The 22593-nt window shown below is 41.0% G+C and carries 23 protein-coding genes; 17 read left to right on the top strand and 6 right to left on the bottom strand.

Annotated elements, in window-relative coordinates; all coding sequences use genetic code 11:
* The first annotated feature begins 19 nt into the window (after positions 1 to 19).
* From DYD17_RS03280 to DYD17_RS03290, 3 genes are read left to right on the top strand one after another with little or no spacing between them, the layout of a single operon-like run.
* Positions 20 to 1012 carry an ABC transporter ATP-binding protein gene (locus DYD17_RS03280; RefSeq protein WP_115246557.1) on the top strand — a complete coding sequence of 331 codons (993 nt, stop codon included), beginning with the start codon at positions 20 to 22 and terminating at the stop codon, positions 1010 to 1012.
* Between the two features lies 1 nt (position 1013).
* The gene (locus DYD17_RS03285) at positions 1014 to 1832 is read left to right on the top strand and encodes an ABC transporter permease (protein ID WP_003049934.1); all 819 of its coding nucleotides are present in this window, start codon (positions 1014 to 1016) and stop codon (positions 1830 to 1832) included.
* A gap of 1 nt (position 1833) precedes the next feature.
* Positions 1834 to 2619: an ABC transporter permease gene (locus tag DYD17_RS03290; protein WP_115246555.1), complete on the top strand. Its 786-nt coding sequence runs from the start codon at positions 1834 to 1836 to the stop codon at positions 2617 to 2619.
* A gap of 103 nt (positions 2620 to 2722) precedes the next feature.
* Here DYD17_RS03290 and dhaQ read toward each other — a convergent pair whose 3' ends face one another.
* Both dhaQ and dhaS read right to left on the bottom strand, forming a co-directional pair.
* Positions 2723 to 3712 (bottom strand): DhaKLM operon coactivator DhaQ, encoded by a 990-nt coding sequence (gene dhaQ / locus DYD17_RS03295; RefSeq protein ID WP_003049936.1) that lies wholly within the window; start codon positions 3710 to 3712, stop codon positions 2723 to 2725.
* A 14-nt stretch (positions 3713 to 3726) separates the two neighbouring features.
* A complete protein-coding gene (gene dhaS, locus DYD17_RS03300) occupies positions 3727 to 4263 on the bottom strand; it encodes a dihydroxyacetone kinase transcriptional activator DhaS (RefSeq protein ID WP_003049937.1) in 537 nt (178 codons plus the stop codon).
* Positions 4264 to 4414: 151 nt separating this feature from the next.
* On the opposite strand from dhaS, the gene dhaK reads away from it, so the two are divergent.
* From dhaK to DYD17_RS03345, 9 genes are all read left to right on the top strand, one after another.
* Positions 4415 to 5404, top strand: a complete 990-nt coding sequence (gene dhaK / locus DYD17_RS03305) for a dihydroxyacetone kinase subunit DhaK (RefSeq protein ID WP_003049938.1) — start codon at positions 4415 to 4417, stop codon at positions 5402 to 5404.
* Positions 5405 to 5414: 10 nt separating this feature from the next.
* Complete coding sequence (dhaL, locus tag DYD17_RS03310) at positions 5415 to 5990, top strand: dihydroxyacetone kinase subunit DhaL (RefSeq protein ID WP_003057236.1); 576 nt, start codon at positions 5415 to 5417, stop codon at positions 5988 to 5990.
* On the top strand, positions 5990 to 6364 hold the full coding sequence (gene dhaM / locus DYD17_RS03315) for a dihydroxyacetone kinase phosphoryl donor subunit DhaM (RefSeq protein ID WP_003049940.1): 375 nt from the start codon (positions 5990 to 5992) through the stop codon (positions 6362 to 6364). Before dhaL ends, dhaM begins: the two co-directional genes overlap by 1 nt.
* A 14-nt stretch (positions 6365 to 6378) precedes the next feature.
* Positions 6379 to 7092, top strand: coding sequence for an MIP/aquaporin family protein (locus DYD17_RS03320; protein ID WP_304364340.1), 714 nt, complete (start codon positions 6379 to 6381; stop codon positions 7090 to 7092).
* Positions 7093 to 7225: 133 nt separating this feature from the next.
* Positions 7226 to 7795 carry a hotdog family protein gene (locus tag DYD17_RS03325; RefSeq protein WP_115252713.1) on the top strand — a complete coding sequence of 190 codons (570 nt, stop codon included), beginning with the start codon at positions 7226 to 7228 and terminating at the stop codon, positions 7793 to 7795.
* Positions 7764 to 8879, top strand: coding sequence for an acetyl-CoA C-acyltransferase (locus DYD17_RS03330; protein ID WP_115246550.1), 1116 nt, complete (start codon positions 7764 to 7766; stop codon positions 8877 to 8879). Before DYD17_RS03325 ends, DYD17_RS03330 begins: the two co-directional genes overlap by 32 nt.
* A complete protein-coding gene (locus tag DYD17_RS03335; RefSeq protein WP_115276339.1) occupies positions 8869 to 10113 on the top strand; it encodes an AMP-binding protein in 1245 nt (414 codons plus the stop codon). Before DYD17_RS03330 ends, DYD17_RS03335 begins: the two co-directional genes overlap by 11 nt.
* A 94-nt stretch (positions 10114 to 10207) precedes the next feature.
* Positions 10208 to 11203 (top strand): DUF3114 domain-containing protein, encoded by a 996-nt coding sequence (locus DYD17_RS03340; protein WP_115252715.1) that lies wholly within the window; start codon positions 10208 to 10210, stop codon positions 11201 to 11203.
* A gap of 174 nt (positions 11204 to 11377) precedes the next feature.
* Entirely contained in the window at positions 11378 to 11743 is a 366-nt protein-coding gene (locus tag DYD17_RS03345) for an IS3 family transposase (RefSeq protein WP_003052735.1), read from the top strand.
* Positions 11744 to 11976: 233 nt separating this feature from the next.
* Here DYD17_RS03345 and DYD17_RS03350 read toward each other — a convergent pair whose 3' ends face one another.
* From DYD17_RS03350 to DYD17_RS03365, 4 genes are read right to left on the bottom strand one after another with little or no spacing between them, the layout of a single operon-like run.
* Entirely contained in the window at positions 11977 to 12624 is a 648-nt protein-coding gene (locus tag DYD17_RS03350; RefSeq protein ID WP_003049948.1) for an amino acid ABC transporter permease, read from the bottom strand.
* A gap of 14 nt (positions 12625 to 12638) precedes the next feature.
* Positions 12639 to 13340 (bottom strand): amino acid ABC transporter permease, encoded by a 702-nt coding sequence (locus DYD17_RS03355; protein ID WP_003049949.1) that lies wholly within the window; start codon positions 13338 to 13340, stop codon positions 12639 to 12641.
* A gap of 13 nt (positions 13341 to 13353) precedes the next feature.
* Positions 13354 to 14154 carry a transporter substrate-binding domain-containing protein gene (locus tag DYD17_RS03360; RefSeq protein ID WP_003049950.1) on the bottom strand — a complete coding sequence of 267 codons (801 nt, stop codon included), beginning with the start codon at positions 14152 to 14154 and terminating at the stop codon, positions 13354 to 13356.
* The gene (locus tag DYD17_RS03365; RefSeq protein WP_003049951.1) at positions 14154 to 14948 is read right to left on the bottom strand and encodes an amino acid ABC transporter ATP-binding protein; all 795 of its coding nucleotides are present in this window, start codon (positions 14946 to 14948) and stop codon (positions 14154 to 14156) included. Before DYD17_RS03365 ends, DYD17_RS03360 begins: the two co-directional genes overlap by 1 nt.
* Before the next feature lie 257 nt (positions 14949 to 15205).
* Here DYD17_RS03365 and yycF point away from each other — a divergent pair, with 257 nt between their 5' ends.
* The 5 genes from yycF (at position 15206) to smc (ending at position 22411) form a co-directional block, all read left to right on the top strand.
* Entirely contained in the window at positions 15206 to 15916 is a 711-nt protein-coding gene (yycF, locus tag DYD17_RS03370; protein ID WP_003049952.1) for a response regulator YycF, read from the top strand.
* Complete coding sequence (vicK, locus tag DYD17_RS03375; protein WP_003049953.1) at positions 15909 to 17261, top strand: cell wall metabolism sensor histidine kinase VicK; 1353 nt, start codon at positions 15909 to 15911, stop codon at positions 17259 to 17261. The genes yycF and vicK overlap by 8 nt, the downstream gene beginning before the upstream one ends.
* A gap of 3 nt (positions 17262 to 17264) precedes the next feature.
* Positions 17265 to 18074, top strand: coding sequence for an MBL fold metallo-hydrolase (locus DYD17_RS03380; RefSeq protein ID WP_115252716.1), 810 nt, complete (start codon positions 17265 to 17267; stop codon positions 18072 to 18074).
* Between the two features lie 98 nt (positions 18075 to 18172).
* The gene (gene rnc / locus DYD17_RS03385; protein ID WP_003049954.1) at positions 18173 to 18865 is read left to right on the top strand and encodes a ribonuclease III; all 693 of its coding nucleotides are present in this window, start codon (positions 18173 to 18175) and stop codon (positions 18863 to 18865) included.
* The gene (smc, locus tag DYD17_RS03390) at positions 18866 to 22411 is read left to right on the top strand and encodes a chromosome segregation protein SMC (protein ID WP_115252717.1); all 3546 of its coding nucleotides are present in this window, start codon (positions 18866 to 18868) and stop codon (positions 22409 to 22411) included.
* Positions 22412 to 22593: the final 182 nt, after the last annotated feature.

A 22593-nucleotide genomic window follows, 5' to 3' on the forward strand; every position in this document is an offset into this window, starting at 1 on the left:
AAGAAATGAGGATTAGCAGATGGCAATGATAGAAGTATCTCATCTTCACAAACAGTTTACTAAAACCATTAAAGAGCCTGGGTTAAAAGGGGTGATGAAATCGTTTGTGAACCCGCAAAAAGAGGTATTTGAGGCTGTTAAAGACTTGTCTTTTGAAGTGCCTAAGGGGCAAATTTTAGGATTTATTGGCGCCAATGGTGCAGGAAAATCAACAACAATTAAGATGTTAACAGGAATTTTAAAGCCAACATCTGGTTATTGTCGCATTAACGGGAAGATTCCGCAAGATAATCGTCAAGGTTATGTCAAAGATATTGGCGTTGTTTTTGGGCAACGGACCCAACTGTGGTGGGATCTGGCTTTGCAGGAAACTTATGCTGTGTTAAAAGAAATTTACGATGTGCCTGAAAAAGACTTTCGCAAGCGTATGGATTTTTTAAATGAGGTCTTAGAACTTAATGAGTTTATTAAGGATCCTGTTCGAACGTTGTCCCTAGGACAACGCATGCGAGCTGACATTGCAGCCTCTTTATTGCATAATCCGAAAGTGCTTTTTTTAGACGAACCAACGATTGGCTTGGATGTTTCTGTCAAAGACAATATTCGACGTGCCATCACTCAGATTAATCAAGAAGAAGAGACAACCATTCTGTTGACAACTCATGATTTGAGTGATATTGAACAGCTGTGTGATCGGATTATAATGATTGATAAGGGCCAAGAAATCTTTGATGGCACGGTGACCCAACTCAAACAAACATTTGGGAAGATGAAAAGCTTATCTTTTGAATTGGAAGCGGGACAGGAAGAAGTTGTTTCTCAGTTTCTTGGCTTGCCTGATATAACTGTGGAACGACACGAATTAACTTTGGAGATTCAATATGACAGTTCCCGTTACCAAACAGCAGATGTTATTCAACGAACTATGGCTGATTTTGTGGTGAGAGACTTGAAAATGACAGATGCTGATATTGAAGATATCATCCGTCGTTTTTACCGAAAGGAGCTGTGACATGCAATCATTCTGGAAACGCTATAAGCCCTTTATCAGTGCAGGGATTCAAGAATTAATGACTTATCGGGTCAATTTCTTTCTCTATCGACTAGGGGATGTTATGGGAGCTTTTGTGGCTTTTTACCTTTGGAAGGCTGTGTTTGATTCTTCCAAACAGTCCTTGATTAATGGTTTTACTCTGTCAGATATGACCTTTTATATTATCATGAGTTTTGTGACGGCTTTGTTAACGAAATCGGATAGCTCCTTTATGATTGGTGAGGAAGTGAAAGATGGGTCTATTATCATGCGGTTGCTTCGGCCAGTTCACTTTGCGGCTTCTTACCTTTTTATGGAGATAGGCTTTCGGTGGATTGTTCTCATCAGTGTTGGCTTTCCGTTTTTGGTTGTGATTTTCGGGATCAAACTAATGGCGGGAATGTCGTTCTGGCAACTTCTAGCTACTGTGTTTCTCTACCTGCTTAGTCTTTTATTGGCCTTCTTGATTAATTTTTATTTCAATATCTGTTTTGGCTTTTCTGCCTTTGTTTTCAAAAACCTTTGGGGTTCTAACTTATTAAAGAATGCCTTGGTTGCTTTTATGTCAGGCAGTCTGATTCCATTGGCCTTTTTTCCTAAGATGGTTGCTACCGTCCTTGGACTTCTCCCGTTCTCCTCTCTCGTTTACACCCCTGTCATGATTGTGATTGGGAAATATCGATTTGAGCAGATAGGGGTAGCCATAGGCTTGCAATTCTTTTGGTTGATGGTCATGATCCTCTTGTCCCACGTTATTTGGAAACAGGTTCAGGATCATTTAACGATTCAAGGAGGATAAGATGGCAAAATTGAGACGTATGCACGCTATTTTTATCAAACAATACCTCAAACAAATCATGGAATACAAGGTTGACTTTGTGGTTGGGGTGTTGGGTGTTTTTCTCACACAAGGCTTGAATTTACTCTTTTTGAAGGTGCTTTTTCAGCACATTCCCTCTTTAGACGGCTGGACCTTTCAGCAAATTGCGTTTATTTATGGCTTTTCTTTGATTCCTAAAGGGATTGATCATCTCTTTTTTGATAATCTTTGGGCTTTGGGACAACGTCTTGTACGTAAGGGGGAATTTGATAAATACCTAACGCGCCCAATTAGTCCTTTGTTTCATGTTTTAGTAGAGACCTTTCAAGTGGATGCCTTGGGAGAATTATTGGTTGGGATTATCTTATTAGTCACAACGATGGGAACCTTGACATGGAGCATTCCTAAAGTCCTTCTTTTCATACTAGTGATCCCATTTGCTACCTTGATTTACACTTCTTTAAAAATTGCGACCGCTAGTATTTCTTTTTGGACCAAGCAATCAGGAGCAGTCATTTATATTTTTTACATGTTCAATGACTTTTCCAAATACCCCATGTCCATTTACCATTCACTGTTGAGGTGGGTTATTAGTTTTGTGATTCCATTTGCTTTTACGGCCTATTACCCAGCCTCTTACTTTTTGACAGGTCAGCATCTGGCTTTTAATATTGGAGGCTTGGTAATTGTATCCTTGCTGGTCTTGGCCTTATCGCTTAAGCTTTGGAATTGGGGACTAGGTGTTTATGAAAGTGCTGGTTCCTAGAGAGACTCTTAAACAAATTGAAAATCGTTTAGGTCAGAATATGAAAACCTAGTTAATGAAGAAAGGCAGCTGTTGTAAAAACGACTGCCTTTTTTGTGATGGTTTACCAAGCGTAGGCATTGGTTGGAGCTTGTAAGTAGTCTAGCCACTGTCTATCTTTAAGACGGCAAAGGGTAACAGAGATGCCAGTCATGTCAAGGCTAGTCATGAATTTTCCATTTTTGATAAAAGGAAGATGAAGCCCTTCAAGATCTAAAAGTTGATGGATATCGTTCAGAAAAATGCCTTGTTCCAAGTCGGTTGCTGTTCCTAAATTATTGACTAGAAGAATAAAATGTTCGTCCTCTTGCCAATGGAATTTAATTTGAAGCTTATTAACAATTTCTACAGCCAGATGCTCTGATGACATAAATGGGACCGTACGATAGCCTTCTTCACCATGAATGCCAATCCCATATGAAATCTGATGATCAGGCAAGTCAAAAAGAGGTAGTGCCGCATTGGGTAGGCTAGCAGATTTGGTTGCAAATCCGATGGTAGCAATCTCTGTGGCAAGGTCAAAAGCTAGGTGTTCAAGGTCATCCAAACTTGCCCCTCTTTGTGCAGCTGCTCCTAAGATTTTGTGAAGCAATATGGTTCCAGCGAGTCCCCGGTGACGCATTTGGAATTGCTTTTTAGGTTCAACCGAGATATCGTCGTGGGAAATAATATATTTGATGTTACGACCTTCTTGTCGTGCTAGATGAATGGCTTGGCTAAATTCACGAATGTCGGCTTCAAAGTTTTTGATAATCACAAAGACCCCCTTACCTTTATCTAGAAATCGCAGGGCTTCTAAGATATCTGTGGCAGTTGGGGGAGTAAAAATATCGCCATAGATAGCAGCTGACAGCATACCATCACCAACGAAGCCGGAATGAGCAGGTTCGTGTCCGGATCCTCCTCCGGATAAAATTGGAATGAGTTGATCATCGAGATGCCTATTATAAATAATAGGCAAATCCTGTAATTGGGCTAGGTGGGGATGGGCTGCTAATACACTTGCTATATATTGGGAAATAAGCGTTTGTGTTTGATTTAATATGGTTACCATAACGTTTTCCTCGTTTAATGAATGCTGGTTAAGATAAGCTGCTTGAGATAGGTAAGACAAGGTTTAGGCTCACTCTGACTAACATAACCTTTAATCATATCTGCTAATGCCCTAGCGTGATAATGGATTAAAAAAGCAAGGTAATCAGAATCATCAGATTGGCTCATTTCTTGACTTTGGTATTCAGAAATGATTTTAGCCATTAAGACCTGACAGTAGTCTACAAAGTAGCTGTAAAAATCATTTTGCCCTTTGATATCAAATAGTTGGGCATAAAATGTCTTGTTGCGTTCAAAATAAAAGAGCAACTCTTCTAACAGTTGAAAGCCACTGATGTAATTGAGATTGTGTGTGACCTGTTCCTGAAGTTCAGTCTCAAAAATCCAGTCTAACAGTTCATACTTATCTAGAAAATGATTGTAGAAGGTTTGGCGCCTGATTTGGGCCTGATCCATAATATCAACGACAGAAATTTTATCAAAGCTTTTCACTGCTAGTTGCTTTTTGAAAGCCTTGGCAATTTTTTTCTTAGTGATGAGAGAAGTTGCCATAAGTAATCCTTTAATATGAAATATCTTCTGCCATTATACCTTATCAAAGGCATTTTAGAAAGAAAAGGGACAAATCCTTAGATTTGTCCCTTACGTTTTGGGAGGAGCTATTTTATAATGAAAGCGTAAACAAAAAATTGGAGGAAGATCCATGAAAAAAATTATGAATGATGCCACTCAGATTGTGGACGATATGTTGCAAGGTTTAGCTTATATGCATGATGACTTAGTGGAACGCCTAGATGGTTATGATGTGATTGTTCGTAAAGCAGAGAAGACGGGAAAAGTAGCCCTTATTTCAGGTGGTGGTTCTGGACATGAGCCATCTCATGCTGGTTTTGTTGGTGAAGGCATGTTGTCAGCAGCAATCTGTGGTGCAGTCTTTACTTCCCCAACTCCAGATCAAATTTTAGAAGCTATCAAAGCAGCTGATGAAGGGGCTGGTGTCTTTATGGTCATCAAAAATTATTCAGGTGACATTATGAACTTTGAAATGGCCCAAGAATTAGCAGAAATGGAAGGCATTGATGTTGCCAGTGTTGTTGTTGATGATGATATTGCGGTTGAGAATAGCCTCTACACTCAAGGTCGTCGTGGCGTTGCGGGAACCATTCTTGTTCACAAGATTTTGGGACATGCTGCGCGTGAGGGCAAATCATTAGCGGATATTAAAGCTCTTGCTGATGAATTGGTCCCAAATATTAAAACTATTGGTCTAGCTCTTTCTGGAGCAACTGTTCCCGAAGTTGGCAAACCTGGTTTTGTGCTTGAAGATGATGAGTTTGAATACGGTGTTGGTATTCATGGTGAACCAGGCTACAAAAAAGAAAAATTACAATCATCATCAGTATTAGCTCAAGAGTTGGTAACTAAATTGGCAGATAGCTTTGACATGAGCGCAGGACAACATTATGGCATCTTGGTCAATGGTTTGGGAGCTACGCCATTAATGGAACAATACGTTTTTGCGAATGATGTGGCAAAACTCTTGGCAGAAAAAGATGTCACAGTCAGCTTCAAGAAAATTGGTGACTACATGACGTCTATTGATATGGCTGGTTTGTCTTTGAGCTTGATCAAACTTGACAAGGATGAATGGACAGAAGCTCTTCAATCAGATGTTATCACACCAGCTTGGTAAGGAGGAAATCATGCAAGCACAAGATGCAATCAAATGGATGACCTTATTTAATGATAAAATTCAAGTGAATAAGGATTATTTAAGTCAATTGGATACGCCTATCGGAGATGGTGACCACGGTGGCAATATGGCGCGCGGGATGTCTGCTGTCATGGAAAATCTTGACGGTAAAGAATTTGCGAGCGCAGCGGATGTCTTTAAGGTCGTTGCTATGCAGTTGCTAGGCAAAGTTGGTGGAGCTTCAGGCCCGTTGTATGGTTCTGCCTTTATGGGGCTTTCAAAAGCTAGTGAAGATAGCAGTTTGGCAGATGCTTTGCAGGCTGGATTGGACATGATTCAAAAACGTGGTAAGGCAGAAAAAGGTGAGAAAACCATGGTGGATGTTTGGATTCCTGTGATTGAAGCCTTGAAAAATGACGGGTTAACCAAGGATGTGGTTGAAGAGGCTGTTTTAGCTACCAAAGACATCCAGGCAACTAAAGGACGCGCTTCTTATGTAGGAGAACGCTCAGTCGGTCATATTGATCCAGGTTCCTTCTCATCAGGACTCTTATTTGAAGCGATGTTGGAAGCAGAGGTGGTTTAATGTCAGATTTGGGAATTATTATTGTATCGCATTCTAAAAATATTGCTCAAGGAGTTGTCGACCTGATTTCAGAGGTGGCGACAGATGTTGCCATCACCTATGTCGGTGGTACAGAAGATGGTGGTATTGGCACCAGTTTTGACCAAGTACAGGCTATCGTTGACGCCAATCCTAAGGATGACTTATTGGCTTTCTTTGATCTTGGATCTGCCCGCATGAATATCGAAATGGTTTCAGATTTTTCTGACAAGACCATTACCTTGAATGTGGTTCCCATTGTCGAAGGGGCTTACACAGCAGCAGCTCTTATTCAGGCTGGCGCGGACAAGGATGCTATTTTAAGTCAGTTAGAAGAATTAACTATCAATAAATAAATAGCAAGGAGATTATCATGAATTTTATCGGTGAACTGTTAGGAACGTTTATTTTGGTTTTATTAGGAGACGGTGTGGTTTCTGCTTGTATCTTGAATAAAACCAAAGCTCAAAATAGTGGCTGGATTGCTATTGTTTTGGGCTGGGGAATTGCTGTAACCGTTGCGGTTTATATTAGTGGTTTCATGAGTGGTGCCCACTTAAACCCAGCCGTGACACTCGCTATGGCAGCCATTGGCTCATTGCCATGGTCTCAGGTAGTGACTTATCTTGTGGCTCAATTTCTTGGAGCAATGCTTGGAGCCTTAGTTCTCTACTTGCATTACTACCCACATTGGAAGGAAACCAAAGATGCTGGTACGATTTTAGCTTGTTTCTCAACTGGGCCAGCTATCCGCCACACTTGGTCAAACCTTTTTGGCGAAGCTTTAGGAACAGCTGTTTTAGTGATTACGGTAATGGCCATTGATCCTAATAAAGTAGCTGCTGGTTTTGGTCCGATTATTGTTGGTTTTGTGGTTATGGCAGTTGGTTTTTCACTTGGAGCAACGACAGGTTATGCCATCAACCCAGCGCGTGACCTTGGGCCACGTATCATGCATGCCTTACTTCCAATCCCAAATAAAGGAGATTCTGACTGGTCATACGCTTGGATTCCAGTTTTAGGTCCAATCCTTGGTGGGGTCGCAGGTGCCTTGATTTATCAAGTGATTTTAAATATGATGTAATGAACTGAAAAAGTTGGGTCTAGGACTCAACTTTTTTTGGTGGCTAAGAAGTGTTCTTTTACAGGTTTTCCCTTTTCTTGGACCGGAGCTTTCAGTATAATAAAGTTAACGTGATTTAAAAATGAGGGTGACAATGAGAAGATTACTAACCACCATGATTAAGTGCAACCAAGATTTACCAAAGAACAGCCTGGTGGTTGACATGACCTTAGAAAAAGCTGCGCAATTATATGAAAATCAAGTGCTCACGGATACCCAACGTTTCCGGAAAATAAGGTTTAGTGAATCAGGGCTGACGCTTGAGGTCCGATTCTTGAAGAAGCAGCCAGTTCAGTGGCTATCAGAATCCACCAATAGTAATCAATTAGAAGAAAAGGCTAGTAAGTTTTTAGCAAAAGATGATCAGGCAATAAAAATCAGTCAAGCCGCTCTTGCTCAATTTCTAGAGGATACCGGGGATCAAAATCCTATTCACCGAAAAGCGCCTTATATTTTACCTGGAGCATTCTTACTCGAGCAGGTGAGTGATAGGCTAGCTATCGATTATCGTCGATTACATTTGCGCTTTTATGCGCCAGCGGTTTTAGATAGCCCTATCCAATTGATGGTGAAAGGAAGAGCCATTGGCCTGTTTCAGGCTGGTAAATTAGTAGCTAAAGGAGATTATGACCATGACGGATATTTATATTGCTGCAGGCCTTAGAACCCCTATCGGTTTAGTAGGGAAACAATTTGCTAAAGAACAACCAGAAATCCTTGGAGCAAAGCTCATCAATGCTTTACAAAATAAGTATCCAGCTTCTATTGACCAAGTGATTTGTGGCAATGCCGTCGGAACGGGTGGTAATATTGGGCGCTTGATGACCCTGTATTCTCATTTAGGAGAATCTGTCCCTGCTTTGACGGTTGATATGCAATGTGCTTCGGCTGGTGCAGCTCTTTCCGTGGGTTATGCTAAAATCAAGGCAGGTATGGCAAGTAACCTTTTAGTGGGAGGGATTGAAAGCAGCTCCTTACAACCTGAATCGGTATATGCTTCAGATGATTGGCGCCAGGGAGCCTACAAAGTTGCACAGTTTTCTCCAGATAGCAACAGTCCATTTGCGATGATTGAGGGGGCAGAACGAGTAGCAGCTGATTATGGCTTTACTAAGAAGTATTTGAATCACTGGACATTGAGGAGTCATCAAAAGGCTAGTCGTTGCCAGGAGCAAGCCCTGTTAGTTGACCTTATATTAGACCTGCCAGGGGCCAGTGATCAAGGCATTCGACCGCACTTGTCAAGTAAGGTGTTGTCAAAGGTGCCCCCTATCTTAGGAGAGGGTCACGTGATTAGTGCAGCGAACGCCTGCCTCACCCATGATGCTGCTGCCTTTTTACAGCTAAGTAGTCAGCCTTCAGCTTTTAAACTTATCGATGTGGTAGAAGTAGCAGGAGACCCACAGCGTAGCCCTTTAATGGTGGTTACAGCTAGTCAAGTCCTTTTGGCAAAGCATGGTCTAGGGATGGCAGATATGACATCTATTGAATGGAATGAAGCCTTTGCCGTTATTGATGGTTTATTTGAAACCCATTATCCAGATTTATTGGACCGCTATAATATATTTGGAGGAGCTCTGGCCTACGGGCATCCTTTTGGAGCTTCGGCAGCTATTATTCTCTTACATTTAATGAAGGCTTTAGAAATTAAGCAAGGGCGGTATGGTTTGGCAGCTATTCCAGCAGCGGGAGGGCAGGGAGTTGCCTTCTTGGTAGAATACAATCAGGAGTGGTGCAATGCTAACTAGACTGAATCAGTGGGCGAAGGAATGTCCTGATAAGAGAGCTGTTGTGACGGATCAACAAACCTTGACCTATTATGAATTATGGCAAGCTATTGTAACTGATAAAAAGGTGCCGCCAGAAGAGTGTCCACAGGTTATTCACGAGCAACATTACCTCAAGCAGTTGATTGCCTTTTTACAAGGGTTACGGCAAAATAGTCACCCTCTTATTACCCATCCCAATATGCCTGATGGCTACCAACAGCAGATTAGGCAGGATAATCAAAAGCCACCGACACAGGCTGACTTTGCAGTCTTGAGTTCGGGTTCTACAGGTCAAGCTAAATTATTTTGGCGGTCATTGTCTTCGTGGACTGAGATGTTTGACTATCAAAATCAGGTTTTTGGCCTGAATGCAGATACAAGTCTTTTTTTACATGGGAGTTTTAGTTTTACTGGTAATTTAAATTTGGCCTTGGCACAACTTTGGGCAGGTGGTTGTATTGTTTGGACACAAAAACTATCTTTTAAGACCTGGCTTATGTTATGGCAAGAAGAGCAAGTTAGTCATCTTTATCTGTTGCCGACTTATCTCAATCGTATATTGCCCTATCTCACTAAGGTCAATATGACAGCTACCCACCTCTTAACCTCTTCGCAACTGATGTCACCTGACTTACTCCAGCGTTATTATCAGACATTTCCTCAGCTCGAAGTTGTTATCTTCTATGGAGCTAGTGAATTGTCGTTCATCACTTGGTGTAATGGCAAAGACGCTTTAGAGACAGCAGGTTTGGTGGGGGATCCTTTTCCAGGTGTCAACATCAGTCTTGTGGATAAACAAATTTTTGTGGAAACCCCTTATGCCATTGAAGGCATTAAACAGCCCTATAGTGTGTCAGATTTTGGTGACATGTGCTCCGCTGGTTTAATATTGAAAGGACGACGAGATGACTGGGTCAACCAACAAGGTGTCAAATGCCATCTTCCTAGCCTTGTGGAATTGGTTGCACAAGCTTCAGGTGTAAAGGAAGCCACCGCGCTCAAAGTGGGGAGCGGTTTAAACCAAGCTGTCCTTCTGGTCTTAGTCTTGACTGAGAATCAGAAGTTGGCAGCGATCAAAGACTTTTTAGTCTCTCACCTTAGCCCTTGGGAATTGCCTAAATATTATCTTCTTGTAGACCAGCTTCCGCTTAACGATAGCGGTAAAATTGATCGAGCAGCTCTGCTGGCTTTATTACCATCTAAAGGGACATAGGTTTGGCAGTTGCAGTTTACTTTTAGAGGTTATCAACTGACCCGAAATGTTGAATATGGTATAATAAGGTCCAACAATGAAGGGGGAAAAGGCAATGACACAGGCTATTCTAGGTCGTTACCAAGCTTTGAAAGAGTATCAAAGAGCTGGTTTATCGAACCAATCCTTTCGAGCGTTAGCGGAAGAAGCAGTCATTGATAGTCGTCTTGGGTCCCCTAGTTTCTGGATGATTTGGCCAATTGAAAAAAAGGCGAAAACAATCAAAGCATTACTGACATTTTTACTTGATTTGGTAGAAATGCCTGTCGAGTTAAGCGGTCAGCTAGAGGATACCAAGGCCTTGCTCGCTCACTTTTCTCCTGACTTATCACCAGACCATCCTTTTTGGAAAGAGATTGCTAGCTTAGTTGACCAAGCTTTTCCGGCTAGAACTTTAGGAGAAATGGGTGACTTGGAAAGACGTTTGCATCAATTTCGCTATGTGATTTCCAGCCAGCAGGCTCAATATATTCGGAACCATTACAAACAAGAAGAAATGACCGACGGCCAGGCTTTGGCTATGTTTCTGAGAGCTAAAAAAGGACCTGCTTTATGGCGGCGTTCCCCTGATTATACTTTGCTGGATTCAGCTAGACTACATAACAAACTAAAAATTGAGGGAGAAAAAGTCATTTTTCCCGACCACGAGCTTTCTTATAACATTAAAGTTTTGCTTTGGTTTCATACCGAATTCATCCTTGACAATAAGGGATTTTTCCTGAATGAAATCGATGGAGAGGTGGTGACCGAAAAAGGAATTGTGAATGGTGCTTCCTTTAACTATGGTACAGATGGTCCTAGGCATTGGGATTTGGATGTTGATCCCATACGGCGTCATGATCCCAATTTTAGACGTGAGGTGACTAGAGGTTTCCAATCCCCGTCGCGAGTTTTTCGCAAATGGTTTAAGCAAAATAGAAATGATTTTGCCTTTTCTTACTTTAATGCTAAGGGACTTTATAGTTCAGACCATAAGAGTAGCTTTTCTATGGTCAAACAAGAGGCCAAAAAGTTTAAACGACTTATCAAGCATGGAATCTCCAAGAAATAATGGCGATAAAAAAGAAGAATTTTATGGCACTGAATCCCTAAAATGAGACAAAAGAAAAACACTCCTGTTGAAATCTAGTAAACTAGAAACAGGAGTGTTTTATTATGGTTAAAAAAGCATATTCATGGGAAACTAAGCTGGCTTTGTCGGACACGCACCAAGAAAGTTCCCAATTTGGGTAAAGCTTATGATTTAACAGATAACAAATTGAGTCGGGATTTCCATTCCGATAAGCCTATGGAAAAGCTTGTAACAGATATTACCTACCTATATTATTTCGGTAACTGTAAATTGTATCTCTCATCAATTATGGATCTCTATAACCGAGAAATGATAGCTTACACTATCTCAGAGTGTCAGGACACGGATTTTTTACTAGACACCCTTAATCAGTTAAAATTGCCTAAAGGAGCACTCTTACACAGTGACCAAGGCTCAGTGTATACTTCTATGGCTTACTACCAGGCTTGCACGGAAAAAGGCATTATCTGCTCAATGTCTCGAAAAGGAACACCTGCAGATAATGCCTGTATTGAATGATTTCACTCCGTCCTAAAGACTGAAACCTTTTATCTCCATAATAGGAGAAAATACAACAAAGATAGTATAACAAATATTGTTAAAAATGACATTACATTTTATAATGAAACTAGACTTCAACAGAGATTAAACGACCAGTTTTCTGTACAGTACAGAAAACTGGTCGCCTAAAAGTGTTTTTCTTACGTCCCACTATTAGGGTGCAGTGTCGTAGCCCTCTTCTTTTTTTGTATTTAGTTAGCTTGAGCCCATTTTTTAGCCAGCGTTCTAGAGAACTGGGAAATGGACATATTAATTAGAAAATAAAGCCCGGCTACTATGCCGTAGAGAAGAAAAACGTCCCTTGGTTCAAAATAGCGGCCCATTAAAATTTGACTATTTCCAAAGAGCTCTTGAATAGCAAGAACAGAGTAGAGTAAGGAAGTGTCTTTAATAACAGTGACAAACTGAGAAATAATCGCTGGGAGCATTTTCCGGAAAGCTTGGGGAAAAATAATTAAGCGGAACACCTGAAAATGGGTAAATCCTTGAGATAAACCAGCTTCCGTCTGCCCATGATTAACGGCATTTAACCCACCTCGAATGATTTCTGCTAGGGCAGCAGACGTAAAGACTGTAAAGGCAGTGATTCCCGCAGTGATGGATTCCATTTTAAACACTAAAAAAATGATAAAAATCCACAACAAATTGGGCACATTTCTGACAAATTCAATATAAATGCTAGCAATCATACCAAGTGGCTTGGAGTGGCTATTACGCATCACCGCTAGAAGTGTTCCAAACAAGGTTGATAAGATAATAACGGCTAGAGAAATAAAGAGAGTTAGGCCCAACCCTTCTAGTAAAAAAAGGAGATTGGAGTAAGTTAATAAGGGTGACATACATGGTCTCCTTTCTAAAGAGAATAGGTTTCTTTGTTACGCTCTTCTTGTCGACGTCCAAAGATGGCGATAGGAAAGCAGAGAATAAAGTATAAAAAAGCAGCTCCTGCAAAAGCGGGCACATAATAAGTAGTGTCATAAGCCCATACTTTAGCAGTAAACATAAGGTCTGCTCCTGAGATAATAGCAACGATAGAAGTGTTTTTGATGAGGTTAACCACTTGATTTGTTAAAGGTGGTAAAATGGTTCTCACCGCCTGAGGGATGATAATCAGAGACATGGTTTGCAAACGCGTAAATCCTTGAGATAAGGCCGCTTCGGTTTGTCCTTTAGGAACAGCTTCGATACCAGAGCGGATGACTTCTGCAATGTAAGCTGCGTGATAAAGGCCTACACAACAGACGGTAGTCATAAAAGCAGATGGCATGATAAAGCCTTTAGACATGATAGCAAGACCATAATACATAAAGACGACTTGAACCAATAAGGGTGTGTTTTGATAAAACTCGACATACATTCTTGAGACGATACGGCTTCCTTTTTGCTTAGCAGTGGAAAGACCACCTATTATCACACCGAGCACCATGGCTAACAAAAGCGCTGCTAAAGAAACGCCTAGTGTATAAAGGAATGCCTTGAGAAATAGTGGAAAGTGGTTAAAAAAAGCCGTCCACTGAGGTAAGGCAACTAAATTCGTAGTTGTTAATAAAGTCATAGCTTCTCCTTTCTTATGGTTTTCTTGTGGCAGGTATCAACCCATACTTACGATAAATCTTAGCAAGGCTTCCATCTTTTTGCCATTGCTCAAGCAATTTATTGATATGGGTAATCAAGGCTTTGTTTGATTTTGTCGTAGCAACTCCGTAGGCTTGTTGATTAAACCCTTCGGTTAAGATAGTTGTTTTTTGATTGGTGTAACCTGATAAAATGGATTTATCAACACTAAAACTAGCAATGCGATTGGCGTACAGTGAGATGGCGAGTTCAGGGTAAGAGCCCAGCTGGACAAATGAAAAGGATAGGTCGTGAGCTTTACCATATTCTTCAATAGCATTTTTGGTGGTTGATCCTTGGGCCACTCCAATTGTTTTTTGATTGAGCTCCTTAATGGATGTGATTGCATCGGATTTTTTGACTAAAAAACCAATTTCATCTAAATAATAGGGATTAGAGAAGGCATATTGCTTTTGGCGTTCAGGTGTAATAGTATAAGTGGCAATAATCATATCTAACTGTTGATTATCTAGTAAGGCTTCTCGAGTTTGAGCAGTTACAGCAGTAAACTGAGGTTTAACGTCCAAAGCTTTAGCAATTTTTTTGGCGATATCAATCTCCATTCCTTCAAACTGACGGTGCTTAGGATGATAATACCCAAAATTAGGGACGTCTTGTTTGACACCGATACGGAGTTGACCTTTCTTAGTAATTTGTTTTAAGACGTTAGGGGTTGTCAACTCGCTTGCTTGGCTTAAATTAGGGCAAGTCAGTGTCAGCAAAAAACAGAGAACTAACAGAGAATACTTTTTCATTAGCAAGCTCCTTTACCGTGTTTTTTCTGTTTTGTGGTGACTACGGAATCACTTGTATGGTTAATCATTTTGCTCAAAAATTGTTGGGCACGAGGTTCCTTAGGATGATTGAAAAAGCCTTCGACATCGGTAGTATCTTCTAATATTTCGCCGTCTGCCATGAAGATGATGCGATCGGCGACTTCTTTTGCAAATCCCATTTCGTGGGTTACTACAATCATGTTCATTCCTTCGGCAGCAAGGTTTTGCATGACTGCTAACACATCACCAATGGTTTCAGGGTCAAGAGCAGAAGTAGGTTCATCGAAAAGGAGTAAATCAGGATTCATGGCCAATCCTCTGGCGATAGCAATCCGCTGTTTTTGCCCTCCTGAGAGCATGGACGGATATGCGTCTTTGCGATCCCACATGTTTACAAAGGTGAGGTATTTTTCTGCTGTTTTTTCCGCTTCCTCACGAGATACCTTTAATACTTTCATTGGCGCCAATGTTATATTTTCTAACACCGTTTTGTGAGGATAGAGATTAAAATGTTGGAAAACCATCCCGACTTTTTGTCGAAGCGCTACCAATTCTTTCGAACCGGCATTGGCAACTTCAATGTTATTGACAACAAGGCTACCAGTCTCAATGCTTTCAAGAGCATTTATGGTTCTAATTAAGGTCGATTTTCCAGATCCAGAAGGACCTAGCAGAACAACAACTTGTCCTCGTTCGATGGTGAGGTTAATATTTTTCAACGCATGGTATTCCCCATAGTATTTTTCCACAGACGTAAATGTAACAAGTGTCATGGTAATCTCCTTTTTGTTAAGTTTTCTTACATAAAAGTAAAAATAGTTTATCACAGCTTTCTTTAACTGTCAACATAATTAGAAAATGGAAAGGTCAGTAGGGAGTTTTGAGAGAAAAGGGGTTGCCGTTGTCAATTAGATAGGATTTTTGATATAATCAGATAGAAATAAAGAGAGGAAGATAAGCTTGGAGGCCTCTGCTAAGGTTTAGAAGCCCCGACTGTAATGACGATTACAAAACTTTCTGAGGTATAAACATGAAAAAAATACTGATTGTGGATGATGAGAAACCGATTTCTGACATTATTAAGTTTAACTTGACAAAAGAAGGTTATGACATTGTGACCGCTTTTGATGGCCGTGAAGCTGTTACCGTGTTTGAAGACGAAAAACCGGATTTAATTATTCTTGATTTGATGTTACCGGAATTGGACGGTCTTGAAGTGGCCAAAGAAATCCGTAAAACCAGTCATGTGCCGATTATTATGCTGTCGGCTAAGGATAGTGAGTTTGACAAGGTCATTGGCCTTGAAATTGGAGCAGATGATTATGTTACCAAACCCTTTTCAAATCGTGAACTATTAGCGCGTGTCAAAGCTCATTTACGTCGAACAGAAACGATCGAAACAGCCGTAGCAGAGGAAAATGCTTCTTCAGGTTCACAAGAGTTAACTATTGGTAATTTACAAATTTTACCAGATGCTTTTGTGGCTAAAAAACATGGCAAAGAAGTGGAATTAACCCATCGTGAATTTGAATTATTACACCACCTGGCCAATCATATGGGTCAAGTGATGACACGAGAGCACTTGCTTGAGACGGTTTGGGGCTATGATTACTTTGGCGATGTCCGTACTGTGGACGTGACAGTTCGCCGCCTGCGTGAAAAAATTGAAGACACACCAAGCCGTCCCGAATATATTTTAACGAGACGCGGTGTTGGGTATTACATGAAATCTTATGACTAGAGATATCATCGGGAACTTATCCGCTTTTGAATTAGCGATTCTCTTATTACTTGTTTTTGTTGCCTTTTATTTTATTCACTTAGCGGTGCGTGATTACCGAAATGCCCGTATTATTCGAATGATGAGCCATAAAATCAGAGACCTGATTAATGGCCGTTATACCGACATGATTAATGAGAAGGCGGACATTGAATTGATGGAACTGGCAGATCAGTTAAATGATCTCTCAGACGTGTTTCGCTTAACCCATGAGAATCTTGCCCAGGAAAAAAATCGCTTGGCCAGCATTCTGGCCTATATGTCAGATGGCGTACTTGCCACAGACCGTTCTGGGAAAATCATCATGATTAACGAGACTGCCCGCAAGCAGCTTAATCTGACCAAGGAGCAGGCTCTTGAAAAGAACATTACCGATTTGCTGGAGGGAGATACCCCCTATACCTATCGTGAATTGGTTTCCAAAACGCCTGTTGTGACGGTCAATAGTCGCAATGACATGGGTGAGTTTGTGACATTACGTTTACGTTTCGCCTTAAACAGACGAGAAAGTGGTTTTATTTCTGGTTTGGTTGTGGTGCTCCATGACACTACAGAACAGGAAAAGGAAGAACGTGAACGCCGGTTGTTTGTTTCTAATGTGAGTCATGAGTTGAGAACACCTTTGACATCGGTGAAATCCTACTTGGAGGCTCTTGACGAAGGTGCCCTCAAGGAAGATATTGCCCCAAGTTTTATCAAAGTTTCTCTTGATGAAACCAATCGGATGATGCGAATGATTTCTGATCTTTTAAACTTGTCTCGCATTGATAACCAAGTAACTCAGTTATCTGTTGAGATGACCAATTTCACAGCTTTTATGACGTCTATCCTGAACCGATTTGACCTAGTTAAAAACCAGCACACCGGTACTGGCAAGGTTTATGAAATTGTGAGAGATTATCCGATTACCTCTGTTTGGCTGGAAATTGATAATGATAAGATGACGCAGGTTATTGAAAATATCCTAAACAACGCAATTAAATACTCTCCTGATGGTGGAAAGATTACTGTTCGCATGAAAACAACAGACACGCAATTGATTATTTCCATCTCAGACCAAGGTTTAGGCATTCCGAAGAAGGACCTGCCCCTTATTTTTGACCGTTTTTACCGAGTGGACAAGGCAAGAAGTCGTGCTCAAGGTGGAACTGGTCTAGGGCTTGCCATTGCCAAAGAAATTATTAAGCAGCATCACGGGTTTATTTGGGCGAAGAGTGATTATGGCAAAGGATCAACCTTTACCATCGTCTTGCCATATGAAAAAGATGCTGCCATTTACGAAGAGTGGGAGGATGACATAGATTAATTAATGATTGAAAGTGGTTTTAAATACAGTATTTTAGCATCCGGATCCACAGGCAATTGTTTTTATTTAGAAACACCTAAAAAGCGATTATTAATTGACGCGGGGTTGACTGGTAAGAAAATCGCCAGTCTCCTTGCTGAAATTGACCGCAAGCCTGAAGATTTAGATGCTATTTTGATTACACATGAACATTCAGATCATATCAAGGGAGTGGGAGTGATGGCTCGCAAGTATCATTTGGATGTTTATGCCAACGAAAAAACATGGCAGTTGATGGATGAGCGTAATATGCTCGGGAAGCTTGATGCCTCCCAAAAACATGTTTTCCAAAGAGATAAAATGTTGACCTTCGGAGATGTTGACATTGAAAGTTTTGGGGTTAGTCATGACGCGGTTGATCCTCAGTTTTACCGCATCATGAAGGACAACAAATCGTTTGTGATGCTGACTGATACAGGCTATGTTAGTGACCGAATGACAGGTATTATTGAAAATGCGGATGGCTACCTGATTGAATCCAATCATGACATTGAAATTTTACGCTCGGGTTCTTACCCTTGGAGTTTAAAACAACGCATTTTATCTGACATGGGACATTTGTCAAATGAAGATGGCGCTGGAGCTATGATTAGAAGTTTAGGGCATAAGACCAAAAAAATCTATTTGGGTCATTTGAGTAAAGAAAATAACATCAAAGAGTTGGCTCACATGACCATGGTGAACCAATTAGCCATGGCAGATTTAGCAGTAGGTACAGACTTTACTGTTCATGATACTTCCCCGGATATGGCCTGCCCCTTGACGGATATTTAAGATTGTTAATAAATCACAAAAAATCCATTTAGAACCAGTTTTCTAGGTGGATTTTTGATATACTAATAAGGTCTATGACAAAATGAAAGGGGTTTTTTATGAAAAAGCTTGAAGAGTTACTGGCAGCGTCTTTTGACATTTGTTTTGAAGACCAAACATTATTAGAAACGGCCTTTACCCATACATCTTATGCCAATGAGCATCGCCTCCTAAACATTTCACATAATGAACGTTTGGAATTTTTAGGAGACGCTGTTCTGCAATTAATCATCTCAGAATATTTATTTGCCAAATACCCTAAAAAAACAGAAGGTGACATGTCCAAACTACGTTCCATGATTGTTCGTGAGGAGAGTTTGGCTGGTTTTTCACGTTTTTGTTCCTTTGATACCTATATCAAACTTGGGAAAGGCGAGGAAAAATCTGGTGGCCGTAACCGTGATACTATCTTAGGAGATTTATTTGAAGCCTTTTTAGGCGCTCTTCTCCTAGATAAAGGGGTTGATGAAGTTCGTCGTTTCTTGAAGCTGGTCATGATTCCTCAAGTTGAGAAAGGGAATTTTGAAAAGGTCAAAGATTATAAGACCTGCCTTCAAGAACTTTTGCAGTCAAAGGGAGATATTGCCATTGATTACCAAGTAATCAGTGAGAAAGGTCCTGCCCATGCTAAACAGTTTGAAGTGGCTGTCTTTGTCAATGAAGAGGTTCTTAGTAAGGGGTTGGGTAAGTCTAAAAAAATGGCGGAGCAAGATGCTGCTAAAAATGCCCTAGTCCAACTGAGTGAGGTCTAAATGTTTTTAAAAGAAATTGAAATGCAAGGCTTTAAGTCCTTTGCAGACAAGACTAAAATTGAGTTTGATAAGGGAGTGACCGCGGTGGTTGGTCCAAATGGATCAGGCAAAAGCAATATCACAGAAAGCCTACGTTGGGCCTTAGGTGAATCAAGCGCTAAAAGTCTCCGTGGTGGCAAAATGCCTGATGTTATCTTTGCAGGGACTGAAAATCGGAGCCCCTTGAACTATGCTCAGGTAGCGGTGGTTCTTGATAATTCTGACCACTTCATTAAAGAGGCCAAAGAAGTGATTCGGATTGAAAGGCATATCTACCGTAATGGGGATAGTGATTACTTGATTGATGGTCGTAAAGTACGACTTCGTGATATCCATGATTTGTTTATGGATACAGGGCTTGGTCGTGATTCTTTTTCTATTATTTCCCAAGGGCGTGTTGAGGAAATTTTTAACAGTAAGCCAGAAGAAAGACGAGCTATTTTCGAAGAGGCAGCGGGCGTTCTAAAATACAAGACCCGCAAAAAAGAAACGCAAAGCAAACTGAACCAAACACAGGATAATCTGGACCGTCTTGATGATATTATTTACGAGTTAGAGAACCAACTCGTTCCTCTGGAAAAGCAAGCCAAGGTGGCTCAGAAGTTCCTTGATTTAGATGCTAGCCGAAAACAATTGCAACTTGATATCTTAGTAACAGATATTGCGCTTGATCAAGCGAAGCAAAGTGACGACAGAGCTGCTTTAGAAAGCGTGAAGCAAGATTTAGCTACTTATTATGCCAATCGTCAGAGCATGGAAGCAGATTATCAACAGCTCAAACAAAAGCGTCAATCGCTTAGTCATGAGTCTGATCAAACTCAAACGAATTTGTTAGAATTGACCAAGTTGATTTCTGATTTGGAAAAACAAATTGAATTGGTCAAGCTAGAAAGTAGCCAAAAAGCAGAAAAAAAGGCAGAAGCCAAGCAGCGGCTGGACCAGTTACAAGATCAGCTAAAAGGTTTTAAAGCGGAAGAAAGCCAACGTGCTGAGCATTTGAAAGCTCTCGATCAGCAACTGGAAGATGTGGCTGACCATTTAGCGAGATTGACTCAAGAATTGGACCGCTTTTCAAGTGATCCAGATCAATTGATTGAACAATTGCGTGAAGAATTTGTAGGCTTGATGCAACAAGAAGCAGAACTTTCCAATCAACTAACAGCCTTAAAAGCACAACTGGAAAAAGAAAATCAAGATCGCCAAAATCAGGCTCAAGAATATCAAGACCTTATCGCCAAGACTGATAGTCTCACTCAGGCTTGTCAAGAAGCAGAAGAAGGTTACAAGGCCCAAAGTGAGCAGGTCAAAACGCTACTTCAAAGTTATCAAACTAGTGAGCAAGGCGTTAACCATTTGGAAGACCGATATCGAGCAGAACAGAGCCGGTTATTTGATTTACTAGATCAGAAAAAAGCTAAGGAAGCCAGACAGGCCAGTCTGGAAGCTATTCAGAGGAGTCATAGCCAATTTTATGCCGGTGTTAGAGCTGTGCTTCAAGCTGCCAAGCAACTTGGTGGGATTTTAGGAGCAGTTAGTGAGCACCTTTCTTTTGATACAGATTATCAAACGGCTCTTGAGGTTGCTCTTGGAGCTAGCAGCCAACATATTATTGTGGCAGATGAAGCTGCTGCTAAAAGAGCTATTGCCTACTTGAAAAATAATCGACAGGGGCGAGCGACCTTCTTGCCATTGACCACTATTAAGGCACGTTCCGTATCAGAAAATCACCAATGCCAATTGGCCACTTGTGACGGTTATTTAGGCACTGCTGAGTCCCTTGTACGCTACGATGTCAAGCTGTCAGCAATTGTTCAAAACTTATTAGCTAGTACCGCTATTTTTGAAACCATCGATCAGGCCAATCATGCTGCACGTCTACTTGGTTATAAGGTGAGAATTGTTACCCTAGACGGCACAGAGTTGCGTCCGGGTGGGTCTTATTCTGGCGGTGCTAATCGACAGAATAACACCACCTTTATCAAGCCAGAGTTAAAACAAGTTAGCAGGGATTTAGCACAACTGAACGAACAACTCAGAGCGGCTGAGAAAGATGTCGCTGCTCTACAGAGTGATGTAGCAGTCAAAAAAGAAGAATTAGCCCAATTAAAACTGTCTGGAGAGCAGGCACGCTTAGCTGAACAAAAAGCTCAAATGGCTTACCAGCAGCTAAAAGAAAAACAAGATGATTCGCAGACTTTGTTGCAGGCGCTTAGTGAACGTCAGGAAAACACTTCGGATCATGCTTTGATAGCAGAGCAAAGCCGTATCGAAGATGCTCTAACTAGGGTTACTAAGAAGAAGGCTGATTTGACCCATGATATTGGTGATATCAAGGAAAACAAGGACTTAATTAAGCAAAAGACGGATCAACTTAGCCAAGCCCTATCTCAGCGCCGTTTGGAGGAAAGAGATTTGCTCAATGAGAAGAAATTTGAGCAGGCCAATCAATCTCGTCTAAAAGCACAATTACAGCAATGTCAGCAAGACATTGCCGATCTTGAGAGTGCCTTGACCAGTCATATTAGCCAAGATAGCATCCAACAATTGCCGCAGTGGGAAGAACAATTACAGGATGCTTTGCAGCATAAGATGGCATCCCAAGAGCGCTTAGTCCAATTACGATTTGAAATAGAGGACTATGAGGCCCGATTAGAAGAATTGGCAGAGCAGATGACCAAAGAAGGTGAGAAGAATGAGGCCTTTATTCGTCGTCAAACTCAATTAGAAGCTAGCCTAGAACAGGTTGCAAATCGATTACGTACCTACGCTAAAAGTCTGTCAGAAGACTTTCAAATGGCTTTGGAAGAAGCAAAGCTGGCTGCCAATAGTATCGAACAACTGCCAGCTGCTAGAGAAGAACTTCAAGGCTTGCAAAAAGCTATACGTGCATTAGGACCCATTAATAGTGAAGCCATTGCCCAGTATGAGGAAGTGTATGAGCGCTTGACTTTCCTAAATGGTCAAAAAGCTGACCTTATGAAGGCTAAAAATCTCTTGTTGGAAACAATTGGCAGCATGGATAGTGAAGTAAAAGCACGCTTCAAAGTCACCTTTGAAGCTATTCGAGATAGTTTTAAGGAAACCTTTACCCAGATGTTTGGTGGGGGTTCTGCAGATTTGGTATTAACGGAAACAGACCTCTTATCTGCTGGTGTGGAGATTTCTGTCCAACCCCCTGGTAAGAAAATTCAATCTCTTAATCTAATGTCGGGTGGGGAAAAAGCCTTGTCTGCACTTGCCCTGTTATTTGCCATTATCCGTGTTAAAACCATTCCTTTTGTCATTCTGGACGAGGTAGAAGCTGCACTAGATGAAGCCAATGTTAAACGCTTTGGTGATTACTTGAACCGCTTTGATAAGGACAGTCAGTTTATTGTCGTGACCCATCGTAAAGGAACAATGGCTGCAGCAGATAGCATTTATGGGATTACGATGCAGGAGTCGGGGGTATCTAAGGTCGTTTCTGTGAAACTTAAAGATTCTCAAAACCTTACTTACTTGTCATAACAATGGTTACCTTAAGTTAACAGTACCTAGCCAAGAGGGCTAGGCACCGTCGTTTTAAAAGAAAGATACCTTTGAGCGAATTAGGTAATCGCTCAAAGGTATCTTTTTTCTTAGTTTAAGAGTGAAGGATAGAGTAGGTTATGAGCGAGGATGGTTTTCTTATTGTGATGTTGAGAAAGTTT

It is taken from the genome of Streptococcus dysgalactiae subsp. dysgalactiae, from assembly GCF_900459225.1.
Classification (GTDB): Bacteria; Bacillota; Bacilli; order Lactobacillales; family Streptococcaceae; genus Streptococcus; species Streptococcus dysgalactiae.